A 20,099-nucleotide genomic window follows, 5' to 3' on the forward strand; every position below is an offset into this window, starting at 1 on the left:
CGTGTCCCGCGACTACAGCACGTCGTCGCCCTCTTCGCCAGTACGAATGCGAACTGCGCGTTCGATCGGGCTGACAAAGATCTTGCCGTCGCCGATGCGCCCCGACGAGGCGGTCTCGACGATGGTCTCGACGACCCGCTCGGCGTCGTCATCCGGCACGGCAATCTCCAGTTTGAGCTTGGGCAGAAAGTCGACCACGTACTCAGCACCCCGATAGAGTTCGGTGTGCCCCTTCTGACGCCCGAAGCCCTTGACCTCGGAAACCGTCATGCCGGTCACGCCCACCTCACCGAGCGCGTCGCGCACATCGTCGAGCTTGAACGGTTTGATGATGGCGGTTATCAGCTTCATGCGTGGACTACACCTCAGGTTGGATCGACAGTTGAAATCAGACTCACGCTGAATCATACCGGAACGGCAATCTGCGTTACTCTTCAGGTTTGAAATCACTCCGCCCGAGATTGACCATGCAGCCCGACTTCAGAACCCTCGATGAAATCACCCGCAAGCTGGCGACCATCCTGCCTGCGGAACTCAGAACCGCTCGCACCGAGCTTCACGAGCAGTTCCGCGCCGTGCTCGAATCGGCCTTCGAACGGATGGATCTGGTCACGCGCGAGGAGTTCGAGATCCAGAAAAAGGTACTTGAGCGAACGCGCGAGAAGCTTGAGTCGCTCGAGCAACGCCTGGAACCGGAATCATAGGCCTCAGCCAAGCAGCCACTCGAAAATGGCCATCCGGGCAAACACGCCCATCCGCACCTGCTCGAGAATCAGGGAGCGCTCGCCGTCGGCCACGTCACCATCGATTTCCATGCCGCGATTGATCGGCCCCGGATGCATCACAACGCAGTCCGGCGCGGCGCGCTCGAGGTCAGACGGTTTCAGGCCCCATTGGCTGAAATAAGCGGCGCGATCCGGCCAGGCCGTGTGATCCATGCGCTCGTGCTGAACGCGCAGCATCATGATCACGTCCGCGCCGGCGATCGCGTCGGCCAGGGACTCGTGCAGACTGGCAGCCGCACACGGCGGCGCAGCGGGAAGCCACTGCGCAGGACCGGCCAGCCGGATATCGGCCACCCCCAGGCGCTGCCACAGATGCAGGCCCGATCGCGCGACCCGCGAATGCCGAATGTCACCGACCATCGCCAGGCGAAGTCGGGCGAAGTCAACCCCTTTCGACATCAGGGTGGCGGCATCCAGCAGTGCCTGACTGGGATGGGCGTTGCTGCCGTCGCCAGCATTGATGAGCCGTACGCCTGAAACCTGTCGGGTCAGGCCAGCGGGTCGCTGATCATCGGGATGGCGCAGCACGACCGCATCGACACCCATCGCGGTCAGCGTGGCCACCGTGTCTTCGAGCGATTCGCCCTTGGTTGTTGAAGACCGCTCCAGCTCGATATTGATCACCCGCATGCCGAGCCGCTGCGCAGCCAGCTCGAACGACACCCGCGTGCGCGTGCTGGGCTCGTAGAACAGATTGGCGACGGTCGCCCCGAGCGTGGCGGCATCGGCGCCGGCCGCGAGCGCGCAGGCCCGGCCGAGCAGGCGGCTGATGTCGCCATCATCAAGTCGGTCAATGTCGATCAGGTGGCCATCAGTCATGGGCTTCAGCCATCCACGATTCGAGAATCAGCGCCGCCGCCACGCTGTCGAGCCGCACCGCATCGCGCCGCCGGGCGCGACCGGCCTGCCGTCGGCTGGCATGCTGTGCTGCTGCAGCCTGCGAGGTCAGTCGCTCGTCGTGCAGACACACGCGCAGATCGGGGAAACGGTCGCCGCAGTCACGCGCCAGTCGGCGCACCTGTCGGCTCATTTCTGTCTCGCCGCCATCACCGGCCAGCGGCAGACCAATGATCAGGCATTTCGGTCGCCACTGCCTGATCACGGCGCCAAGCTGAGCAAGGAGCGTATCGCGATCGCGGTGGCGGATGGGGGACAGGGGTCGGGCCGAACCGGTCATCGGATGTGCAAGCGCAACGCCGACGGTGCGCTGGCCGAAATCAATGCCCAGCAGTGCGCCACCGGCGCGTTCAGGCATGACCACCGGCAGGCTGCAGGCTGGAGATGTCGATACCCAGCCGCGCCACGGCCTGCTCCCAGCGCCGCTCGACCGGCAGGTCGAACACGATTTCCGATGACGCCATCACGTTGAGCCAGGCGTTCTCGCGCATCTCGGTTTCGAGCTGCCCGGATTCCCAGCCTGCATAGCCCAGCGCAACCAGGTACTTCTCCGGTCCGCGACCACCCGCAATGGCCTCGAGCACGTCACGCGACGTGGTCACAAGTATATCGCTGCCAACCGCCACCGTCGCGTCCCAGCTGCTGTCCTTGCTGTGCAGCACGAAGCCGCGTTCGGGCTGTACCGGTCCCCCGGCAAACACCGGCAATCCGGCGATCGCCTCGTCGTCGCATTCGATGTCGAGCTGCTCGAGCACATCCTTGAGCGTGAAGTCCGAAACCCGGTTGATGGTGATACCAAGCGCACCCTCGTCGTTGTGCTGACACAGCAGGGTCACCCCGCGCGCAAAGTTCGGATCCTGCATGCCCGGCATGGCGATCAGAAACTGCTGTTCAAGGTAGCTCATGGTCCTATATTACCAGCCCCGCTCAAAACAGACGCTTCATCCTGACCGTCCACTGCGCAGCTGACCCGTGCTGGAAAACTGCCAGGTTCGCGTGATCGTGAGCATATCAGCTTCCTGCCGGATATCCGCAGGCAGCGGCGAGAACGGCGCCGACAGCCGCACGATGCGCACGGCTGCCTCGTCGAGCACCTCCTGGCCGGATGAACGCAATACGCGGATACGACCGACACTGCCATCTGCCATCACGTCGACGCTGAGCACCAGACTGCCGGCCAGGTTGCGACGTCGCGCCCGCTCCGGATAGTTAAGGTTGCCTACCCGCTCGACCTTGGCCACCCAGGAGCGCATGTAGGCCGCGTACAGGTGCTCACGGGTATTGGCAGACACGAACTTGCGCCGCGGCCGTTCGGCAAAATCGCGCGTGTACTCAACCCGTTCGGGAGACACGCGGGCCAGCGCGCGCGCACTCTCGACCAGCTGTGAGCTGTCGATCTCGGGATTCTCATCGGGCTCGGTGGCGTCGCGATCAAGCGGTGTCCGCTGTTCGTCGCTGACCTGGATCTGCTCAAGGTGCTGTTCCGGCTGATCACGTCGATCCTGTGGCTGAGCCTGCTGCTCGACCGCATCGAAAGCCTGGGCGACCTGGGCTGCAGCACGCTCGGCCGGTCGCTCCAGCTCGGGGTTGTCGCCGCTGCCGCGCTGGCTGGCCTGAGCCAGGAAATCGGCTTCCTCGGGCGCCTCCTCGGTGGCCCAGTCCACCAGGATGACATCCAGGCTGCTGGGCACACGATCCGGCCGCTGCCCAAGGAACTCGAAATGCACCAGCCCGATGACCACGGCATGCAGCGCCAGCGCGAAGGCGACTGCCAGCGCCAGGGTATCCTGGCTGACGGTTGCGGTGCGAACGCTTCTCACGGGTCGATGGCGTCAAACAGATCGGCAAGAATATTGATCCCGAACTGCCCGTCCAGTTCCCGCACGCAGGTCGGACTGGTGACGTTGATCTCGGTGAGTCGATCCCCGATGATGTCGAGTCCGGCAAATTCGATGCCATGCTCGAGGAGGACCGGGCCGACGGCCTCTCCGATGCGTCGTTCCACCTCGCCCAGCGCCCGGCCCTCACCGCGCCCGCCGCGCGCCAGGTTGCCGCGAAAGTCATGGCTGCCGGGAATTCGCGCCAGCATGTACGGCACCGGGCGACCGTGGATGACCAGCACCCGCTTGTCGCCATCGGCAATCGCCGGCAGATACGCCTGGGCCATGGCCAGGCGAGCACCACCGTCGGTCAGGGTCTCGATCACCACATTGAGGTTGAGGTCAGCGGCGTCCAGCAGAAAGATGCCCTTCCCGCCCATGCCGTCGAGCGGCTTGAGCACCGTACGGCGATGCTGTTCGACAAAGCCGCGCAGGCGCTCAGCGCTGGCCGTGACCACGGTCGCAGGCATCCAGCGCTCGAACCGGGCAATGGCCAGCTTTTCGTTGAAATCGCGCAGTGCCCGTGGTCGGTTGATCACTCGTGCACCGGCCAGTTCAGCCTGTTCAAGCAGATAGGTCGCATACAGATAGGCGCTGTCGACCGGCGGGTCGGCGCGCATCAGCACCAGGTCATCATGTCCCAGCGCACGGTCCAGCGAATCACCGAGCGCAAACCAGTCCGAAGCGTCGTCGCGCACCGTCAGCAAGCGCATGATCGCCCGCGCGGCACTGCCTTCCAGATACAAGTCGGTGTCATTGAGATAGTACAGCGCATAGCCGCGCCGCTGCGCTTCGAGCAGCATCGCCAGCGAAGTATCCTTGGCCACGGTGATCTTCGAAATATCGTCCATCACCATCACGAGATTCTTTCGCATGCCCCCTCCGTCAGGGTCCAAATCATGCGCCAGCAGCCGCCGCAAAGCCGGAAACCGCGAGAAAACTCTGTTTTCCCATAGACTTCTGTGACACAATTCTACTGGATTGGCAAATCCGGTGAAGATAGACTAACCTACGCCGGAGTGCACTTCGGTGACCCGGACCAGCAGTAGAGCCTAGCGATGAGTGCAGACCAGAAAACAGACAGCGGCAACCAGGCCGATATTGACATCAGTGGACTGAAGATCATGCTGATCGATGACAGCCGGACGATTCGGCGATCGGCGGAAACCATGCTCAGCCGCGAGGGCTGCGAGGTGATCACCGCTAACGACGGCTTCGAGGCCTTGTCGCTGATTCACAAGCACGAGCCTGACCTGATCTTTGTCGATATCATGATGCCGCGGCTCGACGGCTACCAGACCTGCGCCATCATCAAGAACAACCAGCGCTTCAAGCGCGTTCCCGTCATCATGCTGACGAGCAAGGACGGACTGTTTGACAAGGCGCGAGGACGCATCGTCGGTTCGGACCACTACCTGACCAAGCCGTTCACCCGCGATGAACTGCTTGATACAGTGCGTGAACAACGACACAGAAGCGAGGCTGCCTGAGTCGGGCCGCCTTTCGCACACGAGAGGGACAATGCAAGGGGAGCAGCAAACAGACCTCGTCAAGGAAACCGGCCAGTCAACACTGCTGGCCCGGTTCGTCGACTATGAACAGCGCAGCCTGGCCCATGACGTCGGCGAGGCTTCCCAACAGCAGCAGATCAGCAACTGGGACGGTGTGGTATTCCGTCTTGGCGATTACTTCCTGACCTGCCGCATCGACCAGATCGATGAGATCATCGCCTTCCCGCCCTACACCCAGATTCCGGGCGCCAAGGACTGGCTGCTCGGTCTGGCCAATGTACGCGGCAACCTCGCACCGGTTTCGGATCTCGGGTGGTATCTGTTCAACACCCGCACGCCGGTGACCAACCGGACGCGACTGATCATGACCCGCCTGCAAGGCAGGCTGGCCGGCCTGATGGTCGACGAGGTGTTCGGACAGCGGCATTTCCACACCGACAACCTCAAGCGCGAGCCCGGATGGCAAACCACCGAGCTTGCCGGACTGGTCACCCATCAGTTCGAAACCAATGAGCGCAACTGGGGAGTCCTCAAGCTAGAGGAGCTGCAGCGCAATCGGGAGTTTATCAATGGTGCCAAGGCAGACTGACATGACACGATATCCAGCAACAGCGGGCGTAAAAGGGTTTGAAAACGGCAGACCCGCCGCAACGGCGCCGTGCCGGGACGGCGCGGTGAATCGCACCGCGAGAATCAACAATGAGGTGAAGGCATGAGTAGCGTCGTGAGCCAAGCAACGCAACAGCGTTTGTCCCCCCTGCAACTGCTGCTGTTTATCCTGCTCGTTTTGCTCCTGGGCCTGGTGGCATACAACTTTTACCTGCTCAACGAGCGCAACCAGCAGGAAACCCAGTACCTCGGACTGACCACTGAAATTCAGGTGCGCGCTCAGCAGCTGGCCAAGGCTGCAGGCGAATCCGCGGTCGGCAACTTCGATGCATTCGATGAGCTGCGCGAGACCCGCGACATCATCAGCAACGCGATCGGTCAGCTGCGCAACGGCAACCCGGCCACCAATCTGCCGCCCTCACCCGACCGGGTCGATGCGCCGCTGTCCACGCTGGAGGATCTGTGGGACACCATCAACGCCAACGCCAGTCGCATTCTGGATCGAACGGACCTGGTCATCGAGCTGGCTGATAGTGCCACAGCGTTCTCCAACAACATTCCTCGGCTGCAGGCGCTTTCGGACGAGGTGGTGCGGCGCATGATCGAAACCGGCGCACCGACCGTCCAGATTTACGTGGCCAGTCGCCAGCTGGCCCTGGCCGACCGCATGCTGCGCCGCGTCGGCGACATCATGGCCGGCGGCACCGGCGCAATCACCGCAGCCGACGCGTTCAGCCGCGACGCCAGCCTGTTCAACCGCGTGCTCAACGGCCTGATCAACGGCGACCAGGAGCTTGGCCTGTCGGCGGTGCGCAATCCGCGTGTTTTGGAGACGCTGGCCGAAGTCGTGCCGGTGTTCGAGGAAATCCGGTTTGACGTCGACACCATTCTCACTGCGTCGACCGACCTGTTCGAGGTGCGCGAGGCGGCCGACGAAATCTTCCTCGACGCCGAGGATCTGACCGATCAGGCACGCGACCTGGCCAGTGAATACGCCAATCTCGGCGAAGGCGTGATCTGGCCATCGCTGCTGGCCGGCTTGGCCATTGCGGCCGTCGCCCTGCTCATTCTGTTCCTGATCGGCGCCGGCGCCTATTTCCAGCAGCGCCGCGCCGCGCGCCAGACCGCAGAAGTCAACCAGCGCAACCAGGAAGCCATTCTGCGGCTGCTCGATGAAATGTCTTCGCTCGCCGACGGCGACCTGACCGTTCAGGCCACCGTGACCGAGGATGTCACCGGCGCCATCGCCGACTCGGTCAACTATGCCGTCGAAGCACTGCGCGACCTCGTCTCGGGCGTCAATACCACGGCTCAGCAAGTGGCCGCCCAGGCGCAGGAGACACGTGCAACCACCACCCAGCTGGCCGAGGCCAGCGAACACCAGGCCCAGGAGATTCGTTCGGCCACCGAGACGATCAACGAAATGGCGCGCTCGTTCGACGATATGGCCAAGCGCTCAAGCGAGTCGGCCGAGGTCGCGCAGAATTCGGTCGAAATCGCCAACCGCGGCGCCGACATGGTGCGCCAGACGATTTCCGGGATGGACAACATTCGCGACCAGATTCAGGAAACCTCAAAGCGAATCAAACGCCTGGGTGAGTCCTCGCAGGAAATTGGCGATATCGTCGAGCTGATTAACGGCATTTCCGAGCAGACCAACGTGCTCGCGCTCAACGCTGCCATTCAGGCGGCTTCAGCCGGCGGCGCCGGGCGCGGTTTCGCAGTGGTTGCCGACGAAGTGCAGCGACTCGCCGAACGGGCCACCAACGCAACGCGACGCATCGAGGCCCTGGTCCAGACCATTCAGGCCGACACCTCCGAAGCGGTCACATCCATGGAGCAAACGACCTCACAGGTGGTTTCCGGAGCGCGGCTGGCCGAGGATGCCGGTGAAGCCCTGGAGTCGATCGAAAACGTTTCCAACGACCTGGCTGGACTGATTCAGAACATTTCCAGGCAGGCGCAGGAGGAATCCAGAAACGCGACTCGCATCGCCGAGATGATGAACAGCATTCGAGACATCTCGATCCAAACCACCGAAGGGACCGGCAAGACCGCCAAATCGGTGGCCAATCTGGCCGACCTGGTGCGCGAATTGCGCGACTCGGTGGCCGACTTCAAGCTGCCCGAGGACGAGTCCTGAGCAGACCTCGTTGCGCGCGCTGAATCGGACAACCGGCCGGGAGCACAATGACATGCCTTGCAGCCGAATGAACACGTTATCGAAATGAGCCCTTCGAGCACAAGCCACCAGTCCCTTCAGTGGACACGCCCGCTGCTCGACGAACTCTGTCAGGACATCCGGCAGACGGTCGAGGAATGGAGCGATCCCGACGCCGAGCCGTCGAACGACGGCCTGGACAGCGCCATCGACGCGGCGCGCCGGATGGCCGGCAGCCTGTCGGTGCTGGAATTCCAGAGTGGGGAAATGCTCGGGGAAGCGATTGCCTCAGTCCTGGAAGCGGTCCAGGGCGACGACAACTTCGCGCGCAAGGACGAGGCGATCAACGCTGTGATGGAAGCCACGGCGGTGGTGCCGGATTACCTCGACTATCTCGAAAACACGCAGCGCGACGCGCCAGTGGTGCTGCTCGCGACCATCAACAACCTGCGCGCAGTCGTCAATGCCGAGCCGCTCGACGAAGCCCGCTTTTTCCAGCCGCCGCTCGATGCGGCTGAACTGCCCGACCACGACGGCGATGGTCATGAACCGAATGCGCTGCGGCGCAGTTATCAGAAAGCGCTCAGCGGGTTCCTGGTCAACAATGGCGACTCCGAGGCGCTGGAGGCGATCAGCGACGTCGCCTTCAAGCTGCGCGACCAGGCCAGCCTGCCGGCATCAGTACGCCGCGTCGGATGGGCCGCAGGCGCGGTTTCGGACTCGCTCGCGCAGGGGCAGCTCGAAAGCGGCCCGGCCATGGCCCGCCTGTATGCGCGCCTCGATGCCCTGCTCAAACAGCTGCTGGACGATGCACCCGGCATTGATGATGCGGCTGACGCACTTTGCCGCAGCTTTCTGTTCCAGATCGCCGTGGCACGGCCCGATAACGATCAGGCCCGAGCAGTCCACAAAGCGTTTGATCTGGTGCGGCACGCGCCGGAGAACGCAACCGAAGCACGCGTTTTCCTGGCAGGCCGCAACCGCGCGCTGTTTGCCGCGGTGACTGCCGCGGCGCGTGAGGACCTGGCGCAAATCAAGGACACCCTGGGCTCACAGCTGGAACGCGCGGCCGATCCCGACGTACTCAAACAGCAAACCGAGCTGCTGGAATCGGTTGGCCAAAGCCTGGCAATGTTGGGGCTGGATACCCTGTCCGAACGTATCAAGGCTCAGGCCAGTCAGCTGTCCGAGCTGGGCTCCGACCCCGATGACCCAACGCTACTCGGAGTAGCGCGAGAGCTGCTGGTCGTCGAGTCGCAGCTCGAGGAAAACTTTGGTATCAACGATGTCAGCGACTCGGAAATCGAATCAGCCGACGATGCCACACTGCTGCCGGCTTCGGAAAAACGGCGGGTCATGCGCCAGCTGTTCCACGAGGCGGGCGAAGACCTGGCCCACGCCAAAAGCCTGCTCGACGCGGTCAATCGCGGCAAGGCCGACGCCAATGCCGCCCAGGAGGCACATGCCCGGCTGGAGCGGATTTCCCACGCCCTCGACATGGCCATGCTGCCTGACGGGGCCAACATGATCGAGGGCGCGCGGCGCCTGGTCGCCAGTCAGCTGCTCGACGGCCAGACATCTCCCCGCTCCGACCATCTCGAAGCGCTGGCGCAGGCGCTGACCGTCGCCGAGTTCTACCTGGAAAGCCAGACGCGTCTGGATGACAAGGGCCAGGAGTATTTCGACAACACGCGCGAGCAGCTGGAGCAGTTTGGTTACTGGCCGTCGGACGAGGTCGCACCCGTCGAAGCGCCCGAGCCGGCCGAGGATATGGCTGAAGCCGAAGGGACTACTGAAGATCTCGAGGACGACTTCACATCCGAACTTGAACCGGCCGAGAGCACCCTGGCTCCCGAAGAACAGCCGGCCAGCCTCGACGAAACCCTCGAACCCGACGAGACTCCTGCAGACAGCCCGGCGCCGGCGGACGAATCGGGCGCCGGTTTCAGCTTTGAAGACTTCGACATTACCGAGATTTTTCTCGAGGAGTTCGACCAGGAAACCGAAACACTGCAGGAGATGCTGCCGCAGTGGCGGCAAGAGCCGGACAACAACGATGTCCAGACCACCATACGGCGCGCGTTTCACTCGCTCAAGGGCTCCGGCCGGATGGCCGGCGCTGAAGAGATCGGTGAGTTTTCCTGGCAGATCGAGCACCTGATGAACCGCGTCCTGGACGGCCAGCTCAGACCCGCCGAAGACGTGATCGAGCTGGTCGAGCAAGCCGTCACTGTCCTGCCCAGCATGCGTGCACGGCTCAGCGGCGAAGGTGACGAGGCCCACGACGAAGCACATTGTGCCGAACTGGCCCGGCGTGCCGAGCGACTGGCGGCCGGGGAAGAATCCGAAGCGGCCGTGCGCGCAGCCGGTGGCGCAGAAGTTGAAGGGCTTGATCCAACCCTGATCGAACTGATGATCAAGGAATTGTCGGAGAACCTTGAGCCGCTGGACGAATGGGTTGCGGCCGCAGTCGAACGCGATGCATCCGGGCGCATCGATGATCGCCTGGTGCGAGCTGTGCACACCATGAAGGGAACCATGCGAATGGCGCCGATCGGTGACGAAACCGATACCGCGCAGATCTTCGAGCAGTACCTTGAGGAGCTGGCCCACACCGGCGAACTGCCCGGTGATGACGGACTGGTCGTGATCATGGACTGCCAGCGGCTGTTCCGTAAACGTCTGGAGCGTCTGCAGGGCGATGAAATCGCCGACGGCGAGTTCAACACTGCCGAACTGTCTGCCGAACTGCGCAGGCTGCACGAGCTGGCCCATCGCGATTATGGGGCCGAAATCAGCGAAACGCGATATCCCGAAGAGGCCGATGAGCCGGTGTTTTCCTCGGACGCGGACGACCTCGCCGAAGTGTCGACCGACGATGCCGATGTCTTTGATATCGAAGCCGATGTGAGCGAAGCGGAATCCAGCGCTGAAGCTGAGACAGCGGAGACAGCCGAAGCCGAGGAAGCCGAAGCTGAAGAAGCCGAAGCTGAAGAAGCCGAAGCTGAAGAAGCCGAAGCCGAGGAAGCCGAAGCCGAGGCAGCCGAAGCCGAGGCAGCCGAAGCTGAAGAAGCCGAAGCTGAAGAAGCCGAGGCCGAGGAAGCCGAGGCCGAGGAAGCCGAAGCCGAGGAAGCCGAAGCCGAGGCAGCCGAAGCCGAGGAAGCCGAAGCCGAGGAAGCCGAAGCCGAGGAAGCCGAAGCCGAGGCAGCCGAAGCCGAGGAAGCCGAAGCCGAGGCAGCCGAAGCCGAGGCAGCCGAAGCTCAAGAAGTCGAAGCCGAGGGCGCTGAAACGGAGTTCCGGGTCGAATACGCCCAGCTTAACGAGGAGCTGCTTGAGGCGTTTCTCGAAGAGGCCGAGGAGGTGCTTGAACACGCCGATGAATCCCTGCAGCGCTGGCGCGAAGCACCGGACGATCGCGGCCTGGTGACCGGGCTGCAGCGTGATCTCCACACCATCAAGGGCAGCTCCCGGATGGTCGGACTCGATCCGATCGGCAGCATTGCCCATGTCATGGAGGAGATGCTCGAAGGCATCGCGGCAGGCCTGCAGCAACCGTCCACCGATCGCATCAACGCGCTGGAAAGCGGCTGCGACCATCTGCACGCCATGGTCGATGCCGTCGAGAAGCGTGAACCACTGCCGCGCCGGTCAATCGACGATGTTTTCCGCGAGCAGGCCGAGGCCATTGAAGAGGCCGAGATTCTGCCCGAGCTCGCTGCCGAACCCGAAGCGGCCGAAGAAACAGAAACGCAGGTCGTTCGGACCGAAACCCTGCGCGTGCCGGCCGAACTGGTCGACGATCTGGTCAACTACGCCGGTGAGATCAGCATATTCCGCTCACGCCTGGAAGAGCAGGTCATGGTGTTTCGGACCAACGTGGCCGAGGTCGACGAGACCGTCATTCGCCTGCGTGATCAGCTGCGCAAGCTCGAGATTGAAACCGAGGCCCAGATCCTGGCCCGCTACGAGCGCGAACACGGCCCGGCCGACGAGACCTTCGACCCGCTTGAGCTCGACCGCTACTCCACGATCCAGCAGCTGTCACGCGCGCTGGGTGAATCGGTCAATGACCTGACCAGTCTGACCGGCATGCTCGACGACGCGACGCGCCAATCCGAGACCCTGCTTATGCAGCAGTCGCGCGTCAACACCGAGCTGCAGGAAGGCCTGATGCAGGCGCGCATGATCGCCTTCAACACCCTGCTGCCGCGGTTCCGCCGCGTGGTTCGCAACGCGTCCCGGGACGTGGGCAAGCAGGCACAACTCAGGGTTTCCATCGAGGGCGAAGGCGAGCTGGACCGCAGCGTGCTCGACCGCATCACCGCGCCGCTGGAACACCTGCTCCGCAACGCAATCAGCCACGGAATCGAACCCCCTGAACAACGCCGCAAGGCCGGCAAATCGGAAACCGGAACGATCCATGTCGACGTCAGCCGTGAAGCCACCGACCTCGTGGTGCGGGTCAACGACGATGGTGGCGGATTGGACTACGAGGCGATTCGGCAGCGCGGCATCGAGCAGAACCTCATCGGCAAGGACGACGAGGTTGGCGAGCGCGAACTGGCACAGCTGATTTTCCGTCCGGGCTTCAGCACCGCCAGGGAAGTCAGCGAACTGGCTGGCCGCGGCATCGGCATGGACGTGGTGGCCTCCGAGGTGCGACAGATCGGCGGCAGTGTATCGGCCGCCAGCCAGCCCGGCCAGGGCGCACGCTTTACCATTCGCATCCCGCTCTCGTTGACCGTGATGCAGGCGATCATGGTACGCGTTGCCGATCGCCAGTTTGCCATCCCGCTGCAGGCGGTACGTGGCGTGACCCGCATGCTGGCCAATGAGTGGCGACACCAGATCCAGACGTCTGATCCGCATCAGGAATACGCCGGCGAAAGATTCCCGCTGATGGAGCTCGAAACACAGCTCGGATTCGATGCCGAGGACGTTCCCGATGGCACCCTGTCGCTGCTGATGATCGAGGCCGGCGAGCAGCGCGCGGCGATGCGTGTCAGCGAGCTGCACGGGCACCGTGAAATCGTAATCAAACCGGTCGGGCCCCAAATCAGCTCGATTACCGGCATTCTCGGCGGCACGATTACCGGTGACGGGCGCGTCATCCCCATCCTGGACATGGGTCCGCTCATCCGCAACGCGTTCGAGCGCAACCTGTTGCCGGGGCAGGAAGTCGAGGTTCACAAACCAGAGGCGGCCGATGAGGCCAAGCGCACGCCACTGGTGATGGTGGTCGACGACTCGATCACCATGCGGCGCGTGACCTCCCGCGTGCTCGAACACCGGGGCCTGGAGGTCATCACCGCGCGCGACGGTCTCGATGCCGTCGAGGCGATGTTCGACCGCATACCTGACCTGATTCTGCTCGATATCGAAATGCCGCGCATGGATGGCTATGAACTGGCCAGTCACGTCCGCAACGACCCTCGCCTCAAGCACGTACCGATGGTCATGATCACATCGCGAAGCGGCGAGAAACACCGCCAGCATGCGCGCGAGCTCGGCGTCAACGGCTACCTGACCAAGCCCTATCAGGAAACTGACCTCATCGAAGAGGTTTTCGAAAAACTCAAGATGGCCGTACCGGAGGGATAAGCAGTCATGTCGGAAACGGAAGTGCGCAGCGTCCTGGTACCGCTGACCGGCGTGGATATGCTCCTGCCCAATGCCACGGTTGCCGAAATCGTCAACTACAGCGAGCCCGAGCCCATTCCGGACGCGGTGGACTGGGTTCTGGGCACGGTCGTCTGGCAGGGATGGCAGGTCCCGGTCATCAGTTTCGCCCGGCTGGCCGAAGAGTCCGAACAGGAACCATCGAAGGGCAAGGGTGCGCGCCTGTGCATCATCAAGACGCTGATCGACAGAGAGCGCATGCCCTACATGGCCATTCTGGCCCAGGGTAAGCCGCGACTGGCGACAATCACCGAAGACAACTTCGACGAAATCACAAGCGAGGGCAACCCCATCGCGGTGGCTGGGCGGGTCAGCATCGAGGGGCGCGAGGCGCTGATCCCTGATCTGGATCGACTCGGCCACCTGGTGGCGCACGCTGCATTCGGCGCCCTGCCGCTGACCGGCTGACCGGCTGCTTTCGGCGCCGTCCGTCGGGGATGCGACCCCGACCTGCGCTCTGACCGGCTGCTTTCGGCGCCATCCGTCGGGGATGCGACCCCGACCTGCGCTCTCACCGGCTGCTTTCGGCGCCGTCCGTCGGGGATGCGACCCCGACCTGCGCTCTGACCGGCTGCTTTCGGCGCCGTCCGTCGGGGATGCGACCCCGACCTGCGCTCTGACCGGCTGCTTTCGGCGCCGTCCGTCGGGGATGCGACCCCGACCTACCTGCAGTCCGGGTGGGTAGGTCGCGGTCGCATCCGCGACGAACCGGGCGTCGAAAACCTGTACAGCAGCCTCAGCGCTTGAGCAGTTTCTCCAGATAGTGGATGTTGGTGCCGCCCTTGGCGAAGCCGGAATCCCGGATCAGGCGCTGATGCAGCGGGATGTTCGTTACCACGCCGCGCAAAACGACCTCGTCGAGCGCCACCCGCATCCGCGCCAGCGCAGCTTCGCGGGTTTCGCCGTGTGCGATCAGCTTGCCGATCATTGAATCGTAGTGGGGCGGCACCTGGTAGCCGTCGTAGAGATGTGAGTCGACCCGGATTCCCGGCCCGCCGGGCGCATGAAATGCTTCGATCGTGCCCGGTCTCGGCATGAAGGTTTCCGGATCCTCGGCATTGATGCGACACTCGACGGCATGCCCCTGCAGCTGCACATCCTGCTGGGTAAAAGGCAATGGCTCACCGGCCGCAGCCAGTATCTGCGCGCGGATCAGATCCAGACCGGTTACACACTCGGTGACCGGGTGCTCAACCTGAATGCGGGTGTTCATTTCGATGAAGAAGAATTCCCCGTCCTCGTAGAGGAACTCGAACGTGCCGGCGCCCAGGTAGCCGATGCGCTTGCAGGCGTCGGTGCAGATCCGGCCGATATGCTCGCGCGCCTCGGCACTGATGCCCGGTGCCGGTGCTTCCTCGATCACTTTCTGGTGACGGCGTTGCATCGAGCAGTCCCGCTCACCCAGATGCACCGCGTTGCCCTGCATGTCCGCCAGCACCTGGACCTCGACATGGCGCGGGTTGGTCAAGTACTTCTCCATATACACGGTGTCGTCGCCAAACCCGCTTTTCGCTTCCTGGCGCGTCAGATTGATCGACCTCACCAGATCCTCGGGACGGTCGACGACCCGCATGCCACGCCCCCCGCCCCCGGCCGCGGCCTTGATCAGCACGGGGTAGCCGATCTCTTCGGCCAGTCTGAGCGAACGCCGCTCATCTCCGTCGAGCGGGCCGTTGGAGCCCGGAACGCAGGGCACACCGGCCTGGCGCATCGCGTTGATGGCCGAAACCTTGTCGCCCATCAGTCGAATGGTCTCGGCGCGCGGGCCAATGAAGGTAAAGCCGGACTCCTCGACACGCTCGGCGAAATCGGCGTTTTCGGCCAGAAACCCGTAACCGGGATGCACCGCCTCGGCATCGGTCACTTCCATGGCCGCAATAATGCCCGGAATGTTGAGATAGCTCTGACTGGCCGGCGCCGGCCCGATGCAGACCGATTCATCGGCCATGCCGACATGCTTGAGATTGCGGTCGACCGTGGAATGCACGGCCACCGTGCGAATGCCCATGGCATGACAGGCACGCAGAATGCGCAGGGCGATTTCGCCGCGATTGGCAATCAGTACCTTCTTGAATGGCCTCATGGCGTATTCAGGCCTTCCGGATCACGAACAGCGGCTCGTCGAACTCCACCGGCTGGCCGTCCTCGACGAGAATGGCGACCACCGTGCCGGAAAACTCGGCCTCGACCTGGTTGAACATTTTCATTGCCTCGATCAGGCACAAGGTGTCGCCTGCCGATACCTCGCTGCCTTCGCTCACGAACGGCCCGCTATCCGGATTGGGTGACCCGTAGAACGTGCCCACCATGGGAGACCGGACCACTTCACCATCCGGCAGATCGGCCGGCAGATCACCGTCCGGCGCCACGGATGCAGCCTTTGATTCATCCCCTGCCGAGGGCGGCGGCGCCGGCGCCGGACCGGATGGCGGCAAATGATAGGCCTGAGGCAGGTTCGGCTGCGGATGATGCCGAATCAGGCGAACCGATTCTTCGCCTTCGTGAATCTCGATCTCGGCAAGCTCCGAGGCTTCCAACAGCTCGATGAGTTTCTTGATTTTTCGAAGATCCATGGTCTACCCCGAATGGTCCGTGCGGTTGATCACAGCCTGCAGCGCGAGCAGATAGGAATCCGCGCCAAATCCGCAGATCACGCCTTCGGCAATGTCTCTCAAACACGATTGGTGGCGAAACGGTTCACGTCGATACGGATTACTCATATGCACCTCGACAAACGGCAATCCCACCGCGGCCAGCGCATCGCGCAGCACAACCGACGTGTGCGTCAGGCCGGCCGGATTGACGATCAGCCAGTCGACGCCGGTCTCGGATGCCTGCTGAATCCGCTCAATCAGTTCATGCTCGGCGTTGGACTGAAAGGTATCGAGATCGATGTCGCAGCTCGCCGCGAAGCGCGCCATGCGGGCGTTGATGGTCTCGAGGCTATCGTGACCATAGATATCCGGCTCACGGCGTCCAAGCAGATTGAGATTCGGTCCGTGAATGACCAGCACGGCGGTCATGGCAACTCCCCGCTTCAAAGACCCGGAAGTGTGCCCCATCGCGCCGGAAATGTCCACACGTTCGGCGCAAATCGCGGAAGATCGAACAATCTGTCCTGGCGCTCAGCCTATTGCTTCAACCGGCGGCCGGGTCTGGCCGGCGCCTGCGTGGCCCCAGCGACCGCGTTCAATCCAGCAGCTGCAGCGCGTCGCCCAGCTCCCTGGCTGTGACCTCGCCGTAATGCTGCCAGCGGACCACGCCGTCGATATCGACCAGCACGGTAAACGGCAGCACCCCGGCGCTGTTGCCCCACAGGCGCTGGGTGTCCATGACGTCCTCGCGGCCAACCAGAATCGGATAGGTGATTCCAAACTCATCGATGAACGCGCTGACCGGCTGCGGGTCGTCCAGGGCAATCCCGACGACCCGTGGTGCCCTGTCGTCGGAAAGATGGGTCGCCTGCAACAGCGGCATTTCGCGCCGGCACGGTGCGCACCAGGTCGCCCAGAAATTGACCAGCAGCGCACGCTCGCCGAGGAATGCCGCGCTGTCGACCCACTCGCCAGCCAGGTTGCGATGGCGAAATCCGGGCGCTGGATCACCCACCGAGGCGCCGGACGAGCCGGGTTCGGGAAGGCGATCGCCGGCGCTTCGGTTCAGCCAGGCCAGGCTCGTGCCCAGCACAAAGCCGACGACAGCAACGAGCAGGAAAAGCCGCAGCGAGCTCATCGTGCGACTTCATCAAGCAGCGCCGCGAATCGCGCCGGGCTCATGAAGCCGAACATACGGTATTGAGCCAGCTCCCGGCCCCGATCGAAAAACAGGTAGGCTGGGGGACCAATCAGCCCGAATTGCTCGAGCATCGCCTTGTCTTCGGCATCATAGGCGGTCACGTCAGCCTTGAGCAATACGAAGTTGTCAAGCCGCGCCGCTACCGCCGGGTCGGAAAAGGTGCGGCGCTCCATGCGAACGCAGTCCACGCACCAGTCGGCGTAAAAGTCCAGCAACACCGGACGGTCGGCCGCGGCAACGGCAGCCTTGAGCTCCGCGACGGTGTCGACCCGGCGGAACTCTGCGGCCTGCGGCATCGGGGAACCCGCCTCGCCAGTGACAAGATGCCCCAGCGGACGCATCCAGTCGCGGCCGCCTGATGCCGCGCCGACCAGCTGCAATACACCAAAGACCAGCAGCACGACACCCAGCGACTGCCACAGCCGCTGCCAGCCCGGGGCGCTTGCATCGAGTCGGGTCAGCGCACCCAGGTAAACGCCCGAGGCAACAGCCAGAATGCCCCATAGCACCATCACCAGCTGCGGCGCGATGATACGCTCAAGCATCCAGATGGCCAGCGCCAGCAGCCCAACGCCAAACACCGACTTGATGGCGTTCATCCAGGCTCCGGCCTTCGGCAACCAGTGGCCCAGGCCGACGCCAATGGCCAGCAACGGCAGGCCCATGCCAATCGACAACGCGAACAGCACGCTGCCGCCGAGCACCGCATCACCGGTCTGCGAGATGAAGATCAGGATGCCGATCAGCGGCGCGGTCACGCACGGGCCGACAATCAGGGCCGAGAGGAAGCCCATGATACCGGCGCCGGTCAGACTGCCGCCGGACTGGCTGTTGCTGATTTCGCTGAGCCTGGCCTGAACCGCGGGGGGCATCTGCAGGTTGTAGAAGCCGAACATCGCCAGCGACAGCGCGACAAAGATGGCCGCAAATACGCCCAGAACCCACGGATTTTGAAATGCCGCCTGCAGGTTGTAGCCCGCCAGCGCCGCGAACACACCGACTGCGGTGTAGGTCAGCGCCATGGCCAGCACGTAGGTCAGCGACAGGGCGAACGCCTTGGCGCGGGTGATGTCCTCACCCTCCCCGGCGATGATGCCCGACAGGATGGGCACCATCGGGAATACGCATGGCGTGAACGCCAGGCCAATACCGAGCAGCACGAAAAGCAGCAGAGTCAGGGCCAGCGGCTGCTCTTCGATGAACCGGGCCAGCCGGTCCTGCTCGCCCCGCGCTGCTGCAGCCACAGGTGCTGCCTGGCCGGGCGGTTCGGCCACCGCAGGCTGCAGATCGGCATTGACCGGCGCGGAGGCCGCCGGCAGCGCCACATCCAGACTGCGCGTCATGGGCGGGTAGCAGATTCCCTCGTCCTTGCAGCCCTGAAACTCGGCGACCAGCCTCACGTTGCGCTCATCCCCGGCCGGGCGCGACAGACTCAGCGGAATCTCGACCTGGCCGAAGTAGACTTCGGTGTCTCCAAAATACTCGTCGTGCATCGCCTCACCCGGCGGCAGTTCGGCACGCAGCACTTCGATACCGTCTTCGGGCACGGAAAACACGAACGAGTGGCGATACAGGTAGTAACCGGGTTGCACGCTCATGCGCACCAGAATGCCCCCGGGGCCATCGGCGATCGCCTCGTAGCGGAACGCCTGCTCGGCCGGCAGGGCCGACTGCGAGCCGCCCAGCAGTTGACCCAGATCCCCGCTCGACCGCGAGGTGCCGAAAACCGGCGAGGCGCCTCCGGACCGATCCGGGGCCGTCAGCGTCAGCAACTGCCTGTGCGGCGGGTAGCACACACCGAGATCGGCACAGCCCTGGAATCCTGCCGTCAGTTCAAGCCGGCCGCCCGAGGGCATGCGCTCGACAGGAACGACCACGCGCAGATGGTGCCGGTAGGTTTCAGTTTCGCCGAAAAAATCATCGACGGTCCGTTCACCAGCCGGGATGTCGGGCGGCCCCAGGCGCGCCCCCGGACCCGGGTCCACCGACAGCGCATGACGATAGAGGTAATAGCCTTCAGCGATCTGCCAGTCCAGGATGACCTCGCCCCGGCGCAGATCAGCGCTCAGCGCAAAGGCTTCATCGACTGGCAGCAGATCATCAGGCTGGATCTGTGCTGCTGCCGCCAGTGGCAGCAGCAGTCCCGTCAACAGGCCGGTGAGCCATCGTCGCATTCGATTCATTCAACCCAGTCTCGTATCCATTGGACGTAGTCCCGCCTCCCCTGCGCGATCGGCAGCACCAGGAATTCGGGCACCTCGTAGGGGTGCTGCTCCACCAGCGCCTCCTCGAGCGCGCCCAGCCGCGCCGTCGAGGTCTTGATGGTCAGCGGCAACTCCTGCTCACGCTCGACCCGGCCCTGCCACGGATAAATCGAGAGCGCCGGGGCGCTGATCGATACACAGGCGGCCAGCCGTTGTTCGACCAGCGCTGCGGCCAATTGTTCAGCGCTTTCCCGGTTCGGGCAGGTTGTCAGCACAACGCATATCTCGCCATTCATGGTCATACATCCATTCCAGTCGTTGTCTTCATCGCAGCCGGCGCCGGCGGCACGCCATGGTGACCGCCCGGGACTCGTGCACACTGCCTGAACGTTGGCAGCCCCTTGAACCCGCCATTATGAGGTCGACGGGCCAACTGCTTCAAATTTGCACCGATTGGCCGGTCCAGTCTTGAAATGAGGCCGGCCGGGCTCCATTTGCCAGAGCGTGTCGGCGCTGACTGCAGACGATGGTCAGCGTCCCGGATCACGGTGCCGCACGGGGGCCACCCGGCCTGACGG

Annotated in this window: 18 protein-coding genes; 6 read left to right on the forward strand and 12 right to left on the reverse strand. The window is 63.6% G+C overall.

Annotated elements, in window-relative coordinates:
* Window positions 1–12: 12 nt before the first annotated feature.
* Window positions 13–351: a P-II family nitrogen regulator gene (locus tag HND55_13785; protein QKK03637.1), complete on the reverse strand. Its 339-nt coding sequence runs from the start codon at window positions 349–351 to the stop codon at window positions 13–15.
* 116 nt (window positions 352–467) lie between these two features.
* Between HND55_13785 and HND55_13790 the strand changes: the two genes are divergently transcribed.
* A complete protein-coding gene (locus HND55_13790; protein ID QKK03638.1) occupies window positions 468–704 on the forward strand; it encodes an accessory factor UbiK family protein in 237 nt (78 codons plus the stop codon).
* Between the two features lie 3 nt (window positions 705–707).
* Here the strand turns inward: HND55_13790 and HND55_13795 are convergent, their stop codons facing one another.
* The 5 genes from HND55_13795 to gshB are packed head-to-tail and all read right to left on the reverse strand — an operon-like array spanning window position 708 to window position 4,437.
* Window positions 708–1,604, reverse strand: a complete 897-nt coding sequence (locus HND55_13795) for an aspartate carbamoyltransferase catalytic subunit (protein QKK03639.1) — start codon at window positions 1,602–1,604, stop codon at window positions 708–710.
* Complete coding sequence (gene ruvX, locus HND55_13800) at window positions 1,597–2,040, reverse strand: Holliday junction resolvase RuvX (protein QKK03640.1); 444 nt, start codon at window positions 2,038–2,040, stop codon at window positions 1,597–1,599. The genes HND55_13795 and ruvX overlap by 8 nt, the downstream gene beginning before the upstream one ends.
* Complete coding sequence (locus tag HND55_13805; protein ID QKK03641.1) at window positions 2,033–2,587, reverse strand: YqgE/AlgH family protein; 555 nt, start codon at window positions 2,585–2,587, stop codon at window positions 2,033–2,035. The genes ruvX and HND55_13805 overlap by 8 nt, the downstream gene beginning before the upstream one ends.
* Before the next feature lie 36 nt (window positions 2,588–2,623).
* Window positions 2,624–3,502: an energy transducer TonB gene (locus HND55_13810; protein QKK03642.1), complete on the reverse strand. Its 879-nt coding sequence runs from the start codon at window positions 3,500–3,502 to the stop codon at window positions 2,624–2,626.
* Window positions 3,499–4,437 (reverse strand): glutathione synthase, encoded by a 939-nt coding sequence (gshB, locus tag HND55_13815; protein QKK03643.1) that lies wholly within the window; start codon window positions 4,435–4,437, stop codon window positions 3,499–3,501. Before gshB ends, HND55_13810 begins: the two co-directional genes overlap by 4 nt.
* A 183-nt stretch (window positions 4,438–4,620) precedes the next feature.
* Here gshB and HND55_13820 point away from each other — a divergent pair, with 183 nt between their 5' ends.
* From HND55_13820 to HND55_13840, 5 genes are all read left to right on the forward strand, one after another.
* Window positions 4,621–5,052 (forward strand): response regulator, encoded by a 432-nt coding sequence (locus HND55_13820; GenBank protein ID QKK03644.1) that lies wholly within the window; start codon window positions 4,621–4,623, stop codon window positions 5,050–5,052.
* Between the two features lie 31 nt (window positions 5,053–5,083).
* Window positions 5,084–5,662 carry a purine-binding chemotaxis protein CheW gene (locus HND55_13825; protein QKK03645.1) on the forward strand — a complete coding sequence of 193 codons (579 nt, stop codon included), beginning with the start codon at window positions 5,084–5,086 and terminating at the stop codon, window positions 5,660–5,662.
* 123 nt (window positions 5,663–5,785) lie between these two features.
* Window positions 5,786–7,825: a hypothetical protein gene (locus tag HND55_13830; protein ID QKK03646.1), complete on the forward strand. Its 2,040-nt coding sequence runs from the start codon at window positions 5,786–5,788 to the stop codon at window positions 7,823–7,825.
* A gap of 84 nt (window positions 7,826–7,909) precedes the next feature.
* Window positions 7,910–13,444 carry a response regulator gene (locus HND55_13835; protein QKK03647.1) on the forward strand — a complete coding sequence of 1,845 codons (5,535 nt, stop codon included), beginning with the start codon at window positions 7,910–7,912 and terminating at the stop codon, window positions 13,442–13,444.
* Between the two features lie 6 nt (window positions 13,445–13,450).
* Complete coding sequence (locus tag HND55_13840; protein QKK03648.1) at window positions 13,451–13,930, forward strand: chemotaxis protein CheW; 480 nt, start codon at window positions 13,451–13,453, stop codon at window positions 13,928–13,930.
* Between the two features lie 328 nt (window positions 13,931–14,258).
* Here HND55_13840 and accC read toward each other — a convergent pair whose 3' ends face one another.
* The 6 genes from accC to HND55_13870 all read right to left on the reverse strand — a co-directional run bounded on the left by accC (window position 14,259) and on the right by HND55_13870 (window position 19,823).
* Window positions 14,259–15,605, reverse strand: a complete 1,347-nt coding sequence (accC, locus tag HND55_13845) for an acetyl-CoA carboxylase biotin carboxylase subunit (GenBank protein QKK03649.1) — start codon at window positions 15,603–15,605, stop codon at window positions 14,259–14,261.
* A gap of 7 nt (window positions 15,606–15,612) precedes the next feature.
* Window positions 15,613–16,095 carry an acetyl-CoA carboxylase biotin carboxyl carrier protein gene (locus tag HND55_13850; protein ID QKK03650.1) on the reverse strand — a complete coding sequence of 161 codons (483 nt, stop codon included), beginning with the start codon at window positions 16,093–16,095 and terminating at the stop codon, window positions 15,613–15,615.
* 3 nt (window positions 16,096–16,098) lie between these two features.
* Window positions 16,099–16,545 carry a type II 3-dehydroquinate dehydratase gene (aroQ, locus tag HND55_13855; GenBank protein ID QKK03651.1) on the reverse strand — a complete coding sequence of 149 codons (447 nt, stop codon included), beginning with the start codon at window positions 16,543–16,545 and terminating at the stop codon, window positions 16,099–16,101.
* Between the two features lie 166 nt (window positions 16,546–16,711).
* On the reverse strand, window positions 16,712–17,254 hold the full coding sequence (locus HND55_13860) for a TlpA family protein disulfide reductase (GenBank protein ID QKK03652.1): 543 nt from the start codon (window positions 17,252–17,254) through the stop codon (window positions 16,712–16,714).
* Window positions 17,251–19,500, reverse strand: coding sequence for a protein-disulfide reductase DsbD (gene dsbD, locus HND55_13865; protein QKK03653.1), 2,250 nt, complete (start codon window positions 19,498–19,500; stop codon window positions 17,251–17,253). Before dsbD ends, HND55_13860 begins: the two co-directional genes overlap by 4 nt.
* Window positions 19,497–19,823, reverse strand: a complete 327-nt coding sequence (locus HND55_13870; GenBank protein ID QKK03654.1) for a divalent-cation tolerance protein CutA — start codon at window positions 19,821–19,823, stop codon at window positions 19,497–19,499. The genes dsbD and HND55_13870 overlap by 4 nt, the downstream gene beginning before the upstream one ends.
* Between the last annotated feature and the right edge of the window lie 276 nt (window positions 19,824–20,099).

The organism is Pseudomonadota bacterium (assembly GCA_013285445.1).
GTDB lineage: Bacteria > Pseudomonadota > Gammaproteobacteria > Xanthomonadales > Wenzhouxiangellaceae > Wenzhouxiangella.

Coding starts and splice junctions, on each gene's coding strand:
- aroQ (QKK03651.1), bottom strand. CDS start 16,545: ATGACCGCCGTGCTGGTCATTCACGGACCGAATCTCAATCTGCTTGGA.
- dsbD (QKK03653.1), bottom strand. CDS start 19,500: ATGAATCGAATGCGACGATGGCTCACCGGCCTGTTGACGGGACTGCTG.
- HND55_13860 (QKK03652.1), bottom strand. CDS start 17,254: ATGAGCTCGCTGCGGCTTTTCCTGCTCGTTGCTGTCGTCGGCTTTGTG.
- HND55_13830 (QKK03646.1), top strand. CDS start 5,786: ATGAGTAGCGTCGTGAGCCAAGCAACGCAACAGCGTTTGTCCCCCCTG.
- ruvX (QKK03640.1), bottom strand. CDS start 2,040: ATGCCTGAACGCGCCGGTGGCGCACTGCTGGGCATTGATTTCGGCCAG.
- accC (QKK03649.1), bottom strand. CDS start 15,605: ATGAGGCCATTCAAGAAGGTACTGATTGCCAATCGCGGCGAAATCGCC.
- HND55_13840 (QKK03648.1), top strand. CDS start 13,451: ATGTCGGAAACGGAAGTGCGCAGCGTCCTGGTACCGCTGACCGGCGTG.
- HND55_13835 (QKK03647.1), top strand. CDS start 7,910: ATGAGCCCTTCGAGCACAAGCCACCAGTCCCTTCAGTGGACACGCCCG.
- HND55_13785 (QKK03637.1), bottom strand. CDS start 351: ATGAAGCTGATAACCGCCATCATCAAACCGTTCAAGCTCGACGATGTG.
- HND55_13820 (QKK03644.1), top strand. CDS start 4,621: ATGAGTGCAGACCAGAAAACAGACAGCGGCAACCAGGCCGATATTGAC.
- HND55_13850 (QKK03650.1), bottom strand. CDS start 16,095: ATGGATCTTCGAAAAATCAAGAAACTCATCGAGCTGTTGGAAGCCTCG.
- HND55_13805 (QKK03641.1), bottom strand. CDS start 2,587: ATGAGCTACCTTGAACAGCAGTTTCTGATCGCCATGCCGGGCATGCAG.
- HND55_13795 (QKK03639.1), bottom strand. CDS start 1,604: ATGACTGATGGCCACCTGATCGACATTGACCGACTTGATGATGGCGAC.
- HND55_13790 (QKK03638.1), top strand. CDS start 468: ATGCAGCCCGACTTCAGAACCCTCGATGAAATCACCCGCAAGCTGGCG.
- HND55_13825 (QKK03645.1), top strand. CDS start 5,084: ATGCAAGGGGAGCAGCAAACAGACCTCGTCAAGGAAACCGGCCAGTCA.
- HND55_13870 (QKK03654.1), bottom strand. CDS start 19,823: ATGACCATGAATGGCGAGATATGCGTTGTGCTGACAACCTGCCCGAAC.
- gshB (QKK03643.1), bottom strand. CDS start 4,437: ATGCGAAAGAATCTCGTGATGGTGATGGACGATATTTCGAAGATCACC.